The organism is Pectobacterium hainanensis, assembly GCF_046237015.1.
GTDB lineage: Bacteria > Pseudomonadota > Gammaproteobacteria > Enterobacterales > Enterobacteriaceae > JBJYIN01.
Window position 1 is genome coordinate 171,097 of record NZ_JBJYIN010000004.1, and the last position, 13,734, is coordinate 184,830.

The 13,734-nt window shown below is 45.0% G+C and carries 13 protein-coding genes and 1 other annotated feature; of the genes, 12 read left to right on the forward strand and 1 reads right to left on the reverse strand.

Annotated features, from left to right (window positions below):
• The first annotated feature begins 416 nt into the window (after window positions 1–416).
• The 6 genes from ACKPVM_RS05700 to ACKPVM_RS05725 all read left to right on the forward strand — a co-directional run bounded on the left by ACKPVM_RS05700 (window position 417) and on the right by ACKPVM_RS05725 (window position 8,220).
• Complete coding sequence (locus tag ACKPVM_RS05700) at window positions 417–2,588, forward strand: sensor domain-containing phosphodiesterase (RefSeq protein ID WP_409307662.1); 2,172 nt, start codon at window positions 417–419, stop codon at window positions 2,586–2,588.
• Window positions 2,589–2,844: 256 nt separating this feature from the next.
• Window positions 2,845–3,726: a protease HtpX gene (gene htpX / locus ACKPVM_RS05705; protein WP_409307664.1), complete on the forward strand. Its 882-nt coding sequence runs from the start codon at window positions 2,845–2,847 to the stop codon at window positions 3,724–3,726.
• Between the two features lie 334 nt (window positions 3,727–4,060).
• Window positions 4,061–5,227 carry an oligogalacturonate lyase gene (ogl, locus tag ACKPVM_RS05710; RefSeq protein WP_409307665.1) on the forward strand — a complete coding sequence of 389 codons (1,167 nt, stop codon included), beginning with the start codon at window positions 4,061–4,063 and terminating at the stop codon, window positions 5,225–5,227.
• A 216-nt stretch (window positions 5,228–5,443) separates the two neighbouring features.
• On the forward strand, window positions 5,444–6,235 hold the full coding sequence (gene kdgR, locus ACKPVM_RS05715) for a DNA-binding transcriptional regulator KdgR (RefSeq protein WP_409307667.1): 792 nt from the start codon (window positions 5,444–5,446) through the stop codon (window positions 6,233–6,235).
• 224 nt (window positions 6,236–6,459) lie between these two features.
• Window positions 6,460–6,714 carry a YebO family protein gene (locus ACKPVM_RS05720; protein WP_409307844.1) on the forward strand — a complete coding sequence of 85 codons (255 nt, stop codon included), beginning with the start codon at window positions 6,460–6,462 and terminating at the stop codon, window positions 6,712–6,714.
• Window positions 6,715–6,840: 126 nt separating this feature from the next.
• Complete coding sequence (locus ACKPVM_RS05725) at window positions 6,841–8,220, forward strand: amino acid permease (protein WP_409307669.1); 1,380 nt, start codon at window positions 6,841–6,843, stop codon at window positions 8,218–8,220.
• A 97-nt stretch (window positions 8,221–8,317) separates the two neighbouring features.
• Here ACKPVM_RS05725 and ACKPVM_RS05730 read toward each other — a convergent pair whose 3' ends face one another.
• Window positions 8,318–8,752: an FMN-binding protein gene (locus ACKPVM_RS05730; protein WP_409307670.1), complete on the reverse strand. Its 435-nt coding sequence runs from the start codon at window positions 8,750–8,752 to the stop codon at window positions 8,318–8,320.
• A gap of 512 nt (window positions 8,753–9,264) precedes the next feature.
• Between ACKPVM_RS05730 and thrS the strand changes: the two genes are divergently transcribed.
• The 6 genes from thrS (at window position 9,265) to pheS (ending at window position 13,732) form a co-directional block, all read left to right on the forward strand.
• Complete coding sequence (gene thrS, locus ACKPVM_RS05735; RefSeq protein ID WP_409307672.1) at window positions 9,265–11,193, forward strand: threonine--tRNA ligase; 1,929 nt, start codon at window positions 9,265–9,267, stop codon at window positions 11,191–11,193.
• Window positions 11,194–11,196: 3 nt separating this feature from the next.
• A complete protein-coding gene (gene infC / locus ACKPVM_RS05740) occupies window positions 11,197–11,739 on the forward strand; it encodes a translation initiation factor IF-3 (protein ID WP_409307846.1) in 543 nt (180 codons plus the stop codon).
• 114 nt (window positions 11,740–11,853) lie between these two features.
• The gene (gene rpmI, locus ACKPVM_RS05745; protein WP_109054964.1) at window positions 11,854–12,051 is read left to right on the forward strand and encodes a 50S ribosomal protein L35; all 198 of its coding nucleotides are present in this window, start codon (window positions 11,854–11,856) and stop codon (window positions 12,049–12,051) included.
• Between the two features lie 43 nt (window positions 12,052–12,094).
• Window positions 12,095–12,451, forward strand: a complete 357-nt coding sequence (gene rplT, locus ACKPVM_RS05750) for a 50S ribosomal protein L20 (protein ID WP_009112987.1) — start codon at window positions 12,095–12,097, stop codon at window positions 12,449–12,451.
• Between the two features lie 75 nt (window positions 12,452–12,526).
• Window positions 12,527–12,651: a sequence feature (Phe leader region), on the forward strand.
• Window positions 12,532–12,576 (forward strand): pheST operon leader peptide PheM, encoded by a 45-nt coding sequence (gene pheM / locus ACKPVM_RS05755; RefSeq protein ID WP_106120997.1) that lies wholly within the window; start codon window positions 12,532–12,534, stop codon window positions 12,574–12,576. (Overlaps the previous feature by 45 nt.)
• Before the next feature lie 97 nt (window positions 12,652–12,748).
• Window positions 12,749–13,732, forward strand: coding sequence for a phenylalanine--tRNA ligase subunit alpha (gene pheS / locus ACKPVM_RS05760; RefSeq protein ID WP_409307673.1), 984 nt, complete (start codon window positions 12,749–12,751; stop codon window positions 13,730–13,732).
• The last annotated feature ends 2 nt before the right edge of the window (window positions 13,733–13,734 follow it).

A 13,734-nucleotide genomic window follows, 5' to 3' on the forward strand; every position in this document is an offset into this window, starting at 1 on the left:
GGACTTTTAACGAACCGATCCAAAATACCTATTGCGGATAGGGATCTTCGCCACTCGCTTTATTAAGCAAAAGGACGTTTAAGTCTTCAGGCAACATCATCCCATTCGGTTATACGTCAATCAGTTTCGATCATTTTTCATACAATGGCTGAACAGATAAGTTATCAAAAGATATGAATACTTTGAGCGGTTAATTAGTATGCATGCTAAGGGATGATAGACTTAGGATCTTTTGCCATAATCATTTATCAGCTTTAGGCGGTCACTACTCTGAAGGTGGAGGTTTGCCTATTATTTTGCATGCCAGCGTTGATCTACTGTTTGTACCGATACCATTACAGCAATTCGTTAGGTTATAACCTAAATTTTACTTTTTAATCTGAAAACTAAGGCGATGGATACTGTAGGGGGAACCTATGAGCTGTGCCCCAATAGGCAAAGATGAAGCTGAGCGTCTTGCCGCTCTTCGTGAGTATGGCATTGAGAGCGTTTTGTTCGATACTGGTCTTAATAATTTGATTAATTTGGCTGCAAATGTTTTCAGCGCGCCTGTTGTTTTGGTTTCGTTGTTGGAGGCAGAGCGGCAATTATTCGCCGCGGGGCTAGGGGTTTCTTTTTGCGAGACACCAAGGGATATCTCTTTTTGTGCTCATGCGATCCTTAAAAAGAAAATCATGGTTGTTCCAGATGCGCGTAAAGACCCCCGGTTTAAAAATAACCCATTGGTGACGGGGATCCCTCATATCCGTTTTTATGCGGGTATTCCACTAAGAACGACGTCTGGTCATGCGATTGGTACGCTTTGTGTTATTGATGTGAAACCTAGGGCAGGGCTTAGTGCCAGAGACGAGCATAATTTGCAAGATTTGGCCGCGCTGGTGATGGATAAACTGGAAATGCGTCGGCTTGATTTGGCAAGGAAAGCGAGTCAAATTCGATTTGAAAATATCGCGAATACGTCACCAGACAGTATTATCTGCGTAAATGAAAAAGGGTCTATTACATTCTGGAATACGGCCGCCCAGAAAATGCTGGAGTATACCGGTGAGGAAATCATTGGTTCCAGTATTAATACCATTGTACCAGAGTCTTATATGGTTCAGTTAAATCAGCTGATTACCGATCATGAAACCTTGGCTAATGGCATCTTGTTGGAATTGAATGTTAATACTAAAAGTGGCGGAACGGTGCCCGTCGAACTATCGGTTTCGATGTGGAAAGATCATTATAATAATGTCAGCTACGGTGCGATTCTGCGGGATATAACAGAACGTCGTCGTAATGAAGAACGTTTGTTCTTGCTGGCGCATATGGATCCGCTCACGGGGTTGGCCAATCGTACTTTATTGACCAATAGCCTGGAACAAGCGCTAAAGAATGACCCAATTGCTGGGATCATGATGGTCGATCTGGATGGTTTCAAGGATGTGAATGATAGCCTTGGTCATGCGAGCGGCGATCAGATTTTGGTCAGTGTAGCAAAGAAAATTCAATCGGTTGTGCGAGTTGGTGATGTCGTTGCTCGCATGGGGGGGGATGAATTTGCCTTATTGTTTCAGGGGATTAACGATCAGCGAGTCATGTGTGGGATCGCGGAAACCATTATCCACGAAATCTCTCAGTCTATGATTATTGATGAACATCAGGTCAACATCAGCGCCAGTATCGGAATAGTGCTCGCGCCTGGTCATGGCTGTACGGCTCAGGAATTGTTGACGAATGTAGACCTGGCGCTTTATCAGGCAAAATCTGAAGGGCGAAACTGCTACCGTCTTTTCACTCGTGAATTACGTGAAATTTTTCAGGCAAGGCACGCTTTTCAACTGGAGTTTGTGCGGGCATATGAACAACATGAATTTGAGATGTTCTATCAGCCTCAGGTGAATTTGGCGACGAATGAGATAGTCGGGGCGGAAGCGCTATTGCGTTGGCGTCACCCCATCAAGGGGTTACTGGGGCCGGGTGATTTTCTGACCGCTCTGGAGCATGGTCCCTGGGCTGAACGTGTTGGCGATTGGGTAGTGAAAACGGCCTGTGAACAAGCCGTTCGCTGGCGTAACGCCGGTGCGGAGAATTTTCGTATCAGTATTAACCTGTTTAGCGCTCAGTTTCGTTCAGGAATGCTGGCGCAGAAAATCGCGGATGTACTGGCAGAAACAGGGTTGCATCCGAGTGCACTTGAGTTGGAAATTACCGAGAATATCATCCTGCGCTATGACGAAAATATGCTGCAACCATTGAATGAACTGCGAAGTGCTGGAATCGGGATCGCATTTGATGATTATGGTACGGGGTATGCGTCATTGAGTATGCTGAAAAATTATCCGGTCACACGACTCAAGATCGATCAGACATTTGTGCGTACGATGTGTGATTCGCCATCAGATGCTGCGATTGTTCGTGCAATACTCTATCTTGGCAAAAGTTTCGAATTAGGCGTGATTGCTGAAGGCGTCGAAACGCAGGAACAGTGCGAACGTTTGAGAAACAAAGGCTGTGAAGAAGCGCAGGGATATTTATTTGGTCATCCCATGTCAGCGGAAGATTTTACACATTTGTTAAAGCTTGATATTCCCACGTTGGAATAATTCCCATACGTTCAATTTATCGGCGGCAGGGCGAGTTTGTGTTAGAGAACAGTGTGTATAGCCAGGCCGTTGATGTTTTTTGATGAATGTGTATCACCTATCCTGAATGGGAATGTGAAGCCGCTTGCCTTTTGAAAAGTGTAAAGTTATGTGGATTTAGTAACTGAAAAGTTAAGAATGCTTGAAAATGCCACGGCAACCCATACGATGTAGGTGTTGCAAACTTTATCTTTCTGCGAGAGGAAATCAGACTTTTATGATGCGTATTGCGCTTTTCCTGATCACCAACCTGGCGGTGATGTTGGTTTTCGGGCTGGTACTCAGCCTGACGGGAATTCGGTCCAGCAGTGTCCAGGGTTTAATGATTATGGCTGGGCTGTTTGGCTTTGGCGGTGCGTTTGTTTCACTGCTGATGTCCAAATGGATGGCATTGCGCTCGGTGGGCGGCGAAGTGATAGAACAACCGCGTAATGAAACGGAGCGCTGGTTGTTGGAAACTGTCCGTTCACAGTCTCAGCAGGCCGGTATCGTGATGCCTCAAGTCGCTATTTATCATGCGCCTGATATTAATGCTTTTGCGACGGGAGCGCGCCGTGATGCATCATTAGTCGCTGTGAGCACTGGCTTATTGCAAAATATGAGTCGTGATGAGGCTGAAGCGGTGATTGCCCATGAGATCAGCCACATCTCTAATGGTGATATGGTTACGATGACGCTGATTCAGGGGATTGTGAATACTTTTGTTATTTTCATCTCCCGTTTAATTGCGCAGGTAGCCTCCGGCTTTCTTTCCGGCAATCGTGATGATGGCGAGAGCAGTAACGGTAATCCGTTGGTTTATTTTGCCGTGGCAACCATTTTGGAACTGGTGTTTGGCATATTGGCCAGCATTATCACGATGTGGTTCTCCCGTTATCGCGAGTTTCACGCTGATGCCGGTTCTGCGAAATTGGTGGGGAGAGAAAAGATGATTGCCGCACTACAGCGCTTGAAAACCAGTTATGAACCCCAGGAAGAAGGGAGCATGATGGCGTTTTGTATCAACGGTAAATCTAAATCTTTCAGTGAATTGTTTATGTCGCATCCACCGTTGGATAAGCGTATTGAGGCGCTACGTTCAGGGGAATACCTGAAATAAAGTCCCACAATATACTCACCAAAGGCCCTGATTAGGGCCTTTTTTGATCTATGCCATTTCTCATTGCTGCAATATCAATATACCCGTCATACTTCAAGTTACCTGTGCGTTGTTGCGCGTGTATGAAGTTGTCTATTGAATTTGAAACAGTGGGTGAAAATAGAAAGAATGTTTTATAAAATAAAACCGCGATCACGGAAAAATGAAACATTGTTTCTATAATGTCAAATTACTTGATAATTCGCATGAAAGCGTATAGTTGAAATGATGAATTTTTCTGGTTATACGCTCGTGCAACGTCAGATTATTCATGAAAAGCGCTAAGGATTTACGGATGGCTAAAGGTAACAAGTTCCCCCTAACATTTCATTCCTATCAGGATTCTGCAACCGGCACCGAAGTTGTGCGCTTAACTCCTCCCGATGTTATTTGTCACCGCAACTACTTTTACCAAAAATGCTTTAGCAATGATGGCAGTAAGCTGTTGTTTGGTGGCGCATTTGATGGTCCGTGGAACTATTATCTGTTGGACCTGAAAACGCAAGAAGCAACACAGTTAACCGAAGGAAAAGGGGATAATACCTTTGGTGGTTTTCTTTCTCCAGATGATGATGCGCTGTATTACGTGAAGAATGTGCGTAATTTGATGCGTGTGGATCTTGAAACGCTGGAAGAGAAAACGATTTACCAGGTGCCTGATGACTGGGTTGGTTACGGCACTTGGGTAGCGAATTCTGATTGTACCAAGATGGTCGGTATTGAAATTAAGAAAGAAGATTGGAAGCCATTAACTGACTGGAAAAAATTCCAGGAATTTTATTTCACGAATCCATGCTGCCGTTTGATTCGCGTTGATCTGCTTACCGGAAAATCTGAAACTATTCTTCAGGAAAATCAATGGTTAGGTCATCCTATTTATCGTCCAGGTGATGATAATACGGTGGCTTTCTGCCATGAAGGGCCACACGATCTTGTTGATGCGCGTATGTGGTTTATCAACGAAGATGGCACCAATATGCGTAAGGTAAAAGAGCATGCTGAAGGCGAGAGCTGCACCCATGAATTCTGGGTTCCAGACGGTTCTGCGATGATTTATGTTTCTTATCTGAAAGACGATAGTAATCGCTATATTCGTAGTATTGATCCGGTCACGCTGGAAGATCGTCAACTTCGCATTATGCCGCCGTGTTCTCACCTGATGAGTAACTATGATGGCACACTGTTGGTCGGTGACGGTTCCGATGCTCCGGTTGATGTACAAGACGATGGGGGTTACAAAATCGAGAACGATCCGTTCCTGTATGTTTTCAATCTGAAAACAGGCAAGGAACATCGTATCGCACAGCACAATACATCCTGGAAAGTGCTGGAAGGGGACCGTCAGGTAACGCATCCACATCCTTCTTTTACACCGGATAATAAACAGGTTTTGTTTACTTCTGATGTCGATGGAAAACCCGCGTTGTATCTGGCTAAGGTGCCTGATTCTGTTTGGCAATAATCATCGTTAATAAACTGTGCCGTTATACTAACGGCACAGTATTTCATCTATAAATTTACTTACATATTAATTAGTAAAGTTATTGATCCTGATATTTATCAAAGTTACTTGATTATCGTTGTTGCTCCATTGCCATAATCAAAGCGTTCCCTTTATACTAAAACCATTGTTCTATTTTTTTTAAAACAAGAAAAACTGAGTAGGGTAACCACAAAAATGGCTATTGCAGATTTAGATAAACAACCCGATTCCGTGTCGTCCGTTTTAAAGGTTTTTGGTATTTTGCAGGCATTAGGTGAAGAGCGTGAGATCGGTATTACCGAACTCTCTCAACGTGTAATGATGTCTAAAAGTACTGTGTACCGCTTTTTGCAGACGATGAAATCCCTCGGCTATGTGGCGCAGGAGGGGGAATCAGAAAAATATTCGCTAACGCTTAAGTTATTTGAACTTGGCGCAAAAGCGTTACAGAACGTTGATTTAATTCGTAGCGCAGATATACAGATGCGCGAGCTTTCGACACTCACGCGAGAAACGATTCACCTCGGCGCGTTGGATGAAGATGGGATCGTTTATATCCACAAGATTGATTCCATGTACAACCTGCGCATGTATTCGCGTATTGGGCGTCGTAATCCGCTGCACAGTACTGCTATCGGCAAAGTGTTGTTGGCTTGGCGCGATCGAGGGGAAGTAGAAGAGATCCTCTCCACCGTCGAGTTTACCCGCAGTACTCCGCACACGCTTTGTACTGCCGACGCACTGCTAACCCAGATCGATCTGGTGCGTGAGCAAGGGTACGGCGAAGATAATGAAGAGCAGGAAGAAGGGTTGCGTTGTATTGCTGTGCCTGTTTTTGACCGTTTTGGGGTGGTGATTGCCGGCCTGAGTATTTCATTCCCAACGATTCGTTTTTCTGAAGAGAATAAACTCGGATATGTTGAAATGTTGCACACCGCAGCGAGAAACATCTCTGAGCAATTGGGATACCATGGTTATCCGTTCTGATGTGGGATTGTTTTAAATGAGATTGTTTTGAATGAGATTATTTTAAATTAGCCTGTCCTAGTGACAGGCTTTTTTATGGCAAAGGTATCGTAATACCAACATGAGATATCAGCAGAGTCTCGAACTTGTTGGACGCTCAGTGTTAAGATGAGCTTGCTGGCGGTAATTGACCGCTAGTCATGTCGGTCAGAATGTAAAGTGGAGTTGGTGTGAACATGCTAGAAATGGTTTTTATCGCGTTGGTTGCGTTACTGATTATTCTTATCTGGTTTTTTATTAACCGGGCGAGTGTTCGAGCGAATGAACAGATCAAATTGCTACATACTGTTGTTGAGCAACAGCGTCAGCAGTTGGAACTGTTAGAACTGCTGGTACCGCAGGAAATGCGAGGAAAAACGACAGAAGAAACGAGTGCTATATCAATTCAAGACCGTGATGATGACACGCTAGCGTTTAAAAACGTCATACCTGAGCGTTGATTACGGCATATGGCGATAGCAAGTGATGTGCGTCTATTTAGCTGAATTGTCGGCACACCTGAAACTTGTTTGAAAATTTATCCCTACATATATTGAAAAAAGCTTCATCGGAAGCACGGAAATGCTATGGCGAGTGAGCAGCAGGAGTTAGTGTTAAAACGCGGGTTAAAAAACCGCCACATCCAATTAATTGCATTGGGTGGGGCAATTGGAACTGGCCTATTTTTAGGTATATCCCAGACCATTCAGATGGCGGGGCCGTCGGTGTTATTGGGCTATGCTGTTGCTGGCATGATCGCATTTTTAATCATGCGTCAACTTGGGGAGATGGTTGTGGAGGAACCGGTTGCCGGTTCATTCAGCCATTTTGCCTATAAATACTGGGGCGATTTTGCAGGGTTTCTTGCTGGCTGGAATTACTGGGCCATGTTCATTTTGGTCGGTATGGCTGAGCTCACTGCCGTTGGTATTTATATTCAATACTGGTGGCCGGAGGTTCCAACCTGGGTATCGGCTGCCGTCTTCTTTGTACTGATTAATGCTGTCAATTTAGTTAACGTCCGCTTGTTTGGCGAAACGGAGTTTTGGTTTGCCATCATAAAAGTTCTGGCTATTGTCGGAATGATTGTTTTCGGTGCGTGGTTATTACTCAGTGGTAATGGTGGTGAAGAGGCAACAATTCGCAATTTATGGATTCATGGCGGATTCATGCCAAACGGCGCGAATGGGCTGATCATGGCGATGGCGGTGATCATGTTTTCCTTTGGCGGATTGGAGTTGGTGGGGATCACAGCGGCTGAAGCAGCCGATCCGCGTCGTTCCATACCTCAAGCGACCAACCAGGTTGTGTACCGCATTTTGATTTTTTATATTGGCGCGTTGTCAATTTTGCTATCTCTCTACCCATGGGGAAATGTCGTCAGCGGAGGAAGTCCGTTTGTGCTGATTTTCCATGCGTTGAATAGCAATCTGGTGGCTAACATTCTTAATGTCGTTGTATTGACGGCCGCACTGTCAGTTTATAACAGTGGTGTATATTGTAATAGCCGGATGCTTTATGGCCTTGCAAAACAAGACAATGCGCCGAAAAGTCTGGCAAAAGTCAATGCTCGCGGAGTGCCGGTACGCGCTATCGTACTCTCTGCGTTGGCGACTTCTGCTGGCGTCGCGATTAACTATTTGATGCCGGGAAAAGCGTTTGAACTACTTATGGCGCTGGTAGTTTCTACGCTGGTCATAAATTGGATCATGATCTGCCTTGCTCATCTTCGTTTTCGTAAGGCAATGATACAAAAAGGGATTGAGCCTGGTTTCAAAGCATTTTGGTATCCGGTGGGGAATTACCTTTGCCTGATTTTCCTGGCAGCTATACTGGTTATTATGCTGTTATCGCCTGGTATTCGTATTTCCGTTATTTTGATTCCATTCTGGATTGCTGTTATTTGGGGAGGATTTCTATTTTTGCGTAAGAAAAAAGCAAAATCAGCAGCATTGCAATCAAACTAAAGTGTAATAATCCCTATCCTGCATTTAGAAAAATGCAGGATAGGGGCATTTCCTCTTTGCAATAAATGACATATCGCCATTGCGATAGTAATGAAATTTATTCTATTTTGGCTGTTTCCTGATTGCCTGCTTTGGCGTTCCTGATTGCTGCGCCGGCCAATATTTTAAAGTCTTCCGTTGAATGTGTTGCGCCAGTTACTCCATCAACTTCTGCAACATTTTGTTTTTCAATCAAAGATTGGGGAAGCTTGACTGTGTAGATATCAGGCGATGTTCCCGTCGTAGCGTGCATTTTTTTGATATATTCTTTATCGCTTGTTTTCAGATGACCGTCAGATTCACTCGTATAATCAAATTTAACGTCGGTAATTTTGCCATCTTTATAGGTGAGTTCGAGGAAAGGTTTCCAGCCATGCTCGTCAAAGCCAATGGCTTCGGCTTTATAGGTGCCATCTTTAATGGCACTATCCGCGGCGAATACACTGACAGCAAAAAATGCGGTTAAAATGACAGGCAGCAATTTCATTTTCATGCTTTATTTCCTCTCTGAACAATAGGGAAGCGCGATGATATGAAGTCATTAAGAAACGATAATTGACTCTCAGGATGAGAATAGTGTTACGTTTTTTAAATTCAGTGTGCGAACTAACAGATTTACATAAAAACCATGCTTTAGTTGTGGTTTTTATGTGGGAATGGTGACTGCCAGGGGAATAAAACGATAGAAAACGGGGGCAGGGGAAAGCATGCCACCTGCATACTGATTTGTGTTTTCATTTCAGAAGTGGTTCGTGAGCGGATAACAAAAGTGCGCTTCCCTCGTTCGGTCTGCTGAGTCCGACTTTAACACTCAGAATATACGGTGTAATATTGGCGCGACGTTAGCTGTGTCACGCTGGTGGGCATTTTGAAGTATGCGCATCCATGTGTACATATTTCGCAGAGTATAGAGGAATAGCACGGTTAACATTCTGATGTTCAATAGTTAAATAGTTTTGTATGTGATCTTTCGTGTGGGTCACCACTGCAAATAAGGGAATTCTAATGCCTGTTATTACCCTTCCTGATGGAAGTCAGCGTCACTATGACCATGCGGTTTCTCCCCTTGATGTCGCGCTGGATATTGGTCCCGGTTTGGCAAAAGCCTGTATCGCGGGCCGTGTTAATGATGAGTTAGTCGATGCCAGCGACAAAATAGAAGCTGATGCGCAGTTGGCTATCATTACCGCGAAAGATGAAGCCGGTCTGGAAATTATCCGCCATTCCTGCGCTCATTTATTGGGGCATGCCATTAAACAACTGTGGCCGGATACTAAAATGGCAATTGGCCCGGTTATCGACAATGGTTTTTACTATGATGTTGATATCGATCGTACTCTGACTCAGGAAGATATCGATCTTCTCGAAAAACGGATGCACGAACTTGCTGACACCGATTACGACGTGATTAAGAAAAAGGTCAGTTGGCAGGAAGCGCGCGACGCGTTTGTGGCACGCGGTGAAACTTACAAGATTGCTATCTTGGATGAAAATATAAGCCATGATGATCGTCCCGGCTTATATCACCATGAAGAATATATCGATATGTGCCGTGGTCCCCATGTGCCGAATATGCGTTTCTGCCATCATTTTAAGTTGCAGAAAATATCCGGTGCTTACTGGCGTGGCGACAGCAAGAATAAGATGCTACAGCGCATCTATGGTACGGCGTGGGCAGATAAAAAACAGTTAGCGTCTTATTTGCAACGTCTTGAAGAAGCGGCTAAGCGCGATCACCGTAAGATTGGTAAACAACTTGATTTATACCATATGCAGGAAGAAGCGCCTGGGATGGTGTTCTGGCATAATGACGGTTGGACAATTTTCCGTGAGCTGGAAGCATTTGTACGCATGAAATTGAAAGCGTACCAATATCAGGAAGTGAAAGGTCCATTTATGATGGACCGTGTGCTGTGGGAAAAAACGGGTCACTGGGATAACTACAAAGAAGCGATGTTCACGACTTCCTCGGAGAACCGTGAATACTGCATTAAACCGATGAACTGCCCAGGGCACGTGCAGATTTTCAATCAAGGATTGAAATCATATCGCGATCTGCCGCTGCGTATGGCTGAGTTCGGTAGCTGTCATCGTAATGAACCATCGGGTTCTCTGCATGGTTTAATGCGCGTGCGTGGTTTCACTCAGGACGATGCGCATATCTTCTGTACGGAAGAACAGGTTCGTGATGAAGTAAACAGTTGCATCAAGATGGTGTACGACATGTACAGCACCTTCGGTTTTGAAAAAATCGTGGTGAAATTGTCTACGCGTCCTGAAAAACGTATCGGCAGCGATGAGATGTGGGATCGTGCTGAAGAAGATTTGGCCGCCGCATTGACCGAAAATGAGATTCCATTTGAATATCAACCCGGTGAAGGGGCGTTCTACGGACCAAAAATTGAATTTACCTTACATGATTGTTTGGATCGTGCCTGGCAGTGTGGTACGGTGCAACTCGACTTTTCGCTACCGGGCCGCTTAAACGCGTCCTATGTTGGGGAAAGTAACGAACGTCAGGTACCGGTAATGATTCACCGTGCCATTCTGGGATCAATGGAGCGTTTCATCGGTATTCTTACCGAAGAATTTGCTGGTTTCTTCCCAACTTGGTTGGCACCGGTACAAGCGGTGATTATGAATATCACCGATAGCCAGTCTGAATATGTCAGCGAATTGACCAGAAAACTGCAAGAAGCAGGCATTCGTGTAAAAGCAGACTTGAGAAATGAGAAGATAGGCTTTAAAATCCGCGAGCACACTTTACGGCGTGTTCCCTATATGTTGGTCTGTGGCGATAAAGAGGTGGAAGCAGGAAAAGTTGCTGTCCGTACTCGTCGTGGTAAAGACTTGGGGAGCCTTGATGTCAGTGAAGTGATCAGTAAGCTGCAGCAAGAGATTCGCAGCCGTAGTCTTCATCAATTGGAGGAATAAGGTATTAAAGGCGGAAAACGAGTTCAACCGGCGCGTCCTAATCGCATCAACAGAGAAATTCGCGCACATGAGGTACGCCTGACAGGCGTCGAAGGCGAACAGCTTGGCATTGTCAGTCTGAATGAAGCATTAGAAAAAGCCGAGGAAGCAGGTGTTGATTTAGTTGAAATCAGTCCGAACGCCGAGCCGCCGGTTTGCCGAATCATGGATTACGGCAAGTTCCTCTATGAGAAGAGTAAGGCCACAAAGGAACAAAAGAAGAAGCAAAAAGTTATTCAGGTCAAGGAAATCAAATTCCGGCCTGGTACCGATGATGGCGACTATCAGGTCAAACTACGCAACCTGATTCGCTTTCTGGAAGATGGTGACAAAGCCAAAATCACCCTGCGTTTCCGTGGTCGTGAAATGGCGCACCAACAGATTGGTATCGAAATGCTTAATCGCGTTCGTGACGATCTGAGTGAATTGGCAGTCGTCGAATCCTTCCCAACGAAGATCGAAGGCCGTCAAATGATCATGGTGCTCGCACCGAAGAAGAAACAGTAAGGCATTCAAGTAGCAAAACCGTATCGGTTTTATTTGGTGTTAACTGATAAATCCATGCGGTTTTTGTTCGCCTTATCTGATTCGTTTTATTAACAATGCGAAGTGGAAATAATAATGCCAAAGATTAAAACAGTACGCGGCGCCGCTAAACGCTTCAAAAAAACTGCTAAAGGCGGTTTTAAGCGTAAGCATGCTAACCTGCGTCATATTCTGACCAAAAAAGCGACTAAACGTAAACGTCATCTGCGTCCGAAAGGCATGGTCTCCAAAGGAGATTTAGGTCTGGTCGTAGCATGTCTGCCTTACGCATAAGTAACCTTTTTTTAATTCAGAATAAGACTTTAGGAGAGAGCATATGGCTCGCGTAAAACGTGGTGTAGTTGCCCGTGCACGTCACAAGAAAATACTGAAACAAGCGAAAGGTTACTACGGTGCTCGTTCGCGTGTTTATCGTGTTGCCTTTCAGGCAGTAATCAAAGCTGGTCAATACGCTTACCGCGACCGTCGTCAACGTAAACGTCAATTCCGTCAGCTGTGGATTGCACGTATCAATGCGGCAGCTCGCCAAAATGGCTTGTCTTACAGCAAATTCATCAATGGCTTGAAAAAAGCTTCTGTTGAAATTGATCGTAAGATTTTGGCTGATATCGCAGTATTCGACAAAGTTGCGTTCAGCGCACTGGTTGAAAAAGCGAAAGCAGCACTGGCGTAAGTCAGTTGAGAAAGGGAGCATTGGCTCCCTTTTTCGTCGGTTAAAACATCCTTTATTGATTACAGCAAGGTAATGCAAGCATGAATGCTGCTATTTTCCGTTTCTTTTTTTACTTTAGCGCCTGATATCCAGGGGGCTTTGCGCGTAAGAAAAGAAACGAAAAGTAGCGCTTAAGCCTCCCTAAGGGAGGCTTTTTTGTTTACAACGTTCGGTTTTTACTCCCGTTTTTAGTATGTTGGTAAAACGACATGCTTCAATCATGACCGTTGGCTGCATAGGCAGAAAAAGAGGAACACAATGCCACATCTCGCAGAGCTGGTTGCTAAAGCCAGAACAGCTATAGAAGAGGCCCAGGACATCGCCGCACTGGAAAACGTGCGCGTTGAGTATCTTGGCAAAAAAGGTCACTTAACCCTTCAGATGACCTCGTTGCGCGAGTTGCCGGCTGAGGATCGCCCTGCGGCTGGTGCCGTGATTAATCAGGCGAAGCAAGACGTGCAGGAAACGCTGAACGCACGTAAACAGGCCTTGGAATCTGCTGTATTGAATGCTCGTCTGGCAGAAGAAACCATCGATGTTTCATTACCTGGACGCACTATTGAAAACGGTGGTCTACATCCGGTCACTCGAACTATCGATCGCATTGAAACATTTTTCGGTGAGCTGGGCTTTTCTGTCGCGACGGGGCCGGAAATTGAAGATGATTATCATAACTTCGATGCGTTGAATATTCCGGGGCATCATCCCGCGCGTGCCGATCATGATACGTTCTGGTTTGACGCAAAACGGTTGCTCCGTACTCAGACTTCCGGCGTACAAATTCGTACGATGGAAAACCAACAGCCACCGATTCGTATTATTGCTCCTGGTCGTGTCTATCGAAATGACTATGATCAGACGCATACCCCAATGTTCCATCAGATGGAAGGGCTGATTGTTGATAAAAATATCAGCTTTACCAACCTGAAGGGAACGCTGCATGACTTTTTGCGTAATTTCTTTGAGGAAGATCTACAGGTTCGTTTCCGTCCATCCTATTTTCCGTTTACCGAGCCGTCCGCTGAAGTGGATGTGATGGGTAAAAATGGGAAATGGCTGGAAGTGCTAGGCTGTGGCATGGTGCACCCGAACGTTCTGCGTAACGTCGGTATTGACCCGGAAGTGTATTCTGGCTTCGCGTTCGGCATGGGAATGGAACGCTTAACCATGCTGCGTTATGGCGTGACAGACTTGCGCGCATTCTTCGAAAACGATCTGCGTTTCCTCAAACAGTTTAAGTAAGG

Bases quoted from the DNA above. Each gene is read 5' to 3' on its own strand.
- ACKPVM_RS05700 (WP_409307662.1), top strand. From the start codon at position 417: ATGAGCTGTGCCCCAATAGGCAAAGATGAAGCTGAGCGTCTTGCCGCT.
- htpX (WP_409307664.1), top strand. From the start codon at position 2,845: ATGATGCGTATTGCGCTTTTCCTGATCACCAACCTGGCGGTGATGTTG.
- ogl (WP_409307665.1), top strand. From the start codon at position 4,061: ATGGCTAAAGGTAACAAGTTCCCCCTAACATTTCATTCCTATCAGGAT.
- kdgR (WP_409307667.1), top strand. From the start codon at position 5,444: ATGGCTATTGCAGATTTAGATAAACAACCCGATTCCGTGTCGTCCGTT.
- ACKPVM_RS05720 (WP_409307844.1), top strand. From the start codon at position 6,460: ATGGTTTTTATCGCGTTGGTTGCGTTACTGATTATTCTTATCTGGTTT.
- ACKPVM_RS05725 (WP_409307669.1), top strand. From the start codon at position 6,841: ATGGCGAGTGAGCAGCAGGAGTTAGTGTTAAAACGCGGGTTAAAAAAC.
- ACKPVM_RS05730 (WP_409307670.1), bottom strand. From the start codon at position 8,752: ATGAAAATGAAATTGCTGCCTGTCATTTTAACCGCATTTTTTGCTGTC.
- thrS (WP_409307672.1), top strand. From the start codon at position 9,265: ATGCCTGTTATTACCCTTCCTGATGGAAGTCAGCGTCACTATGACCAT.
- rpmI (WP_109054964.1), top strand. From the start codon at position 11,854: ATGCCAAAGATTAAAACAGTACGCGGCGCCGCTAAACGCTTCAAAAAA.
- rplT (WP_009112987.1), top strand. From the start codon at position 12,095: ATGGCTCGCGTAAAACGTGGTGTAGTTGCCCGTGCACGTCACAAGAAA.
- pheS (WP_409307673.1), top strand. From the start codon at position 12,749: ATGCCACATCTCGCAGAGCTGGTTGCTAAAGCCAGAACAGCTATAGAA.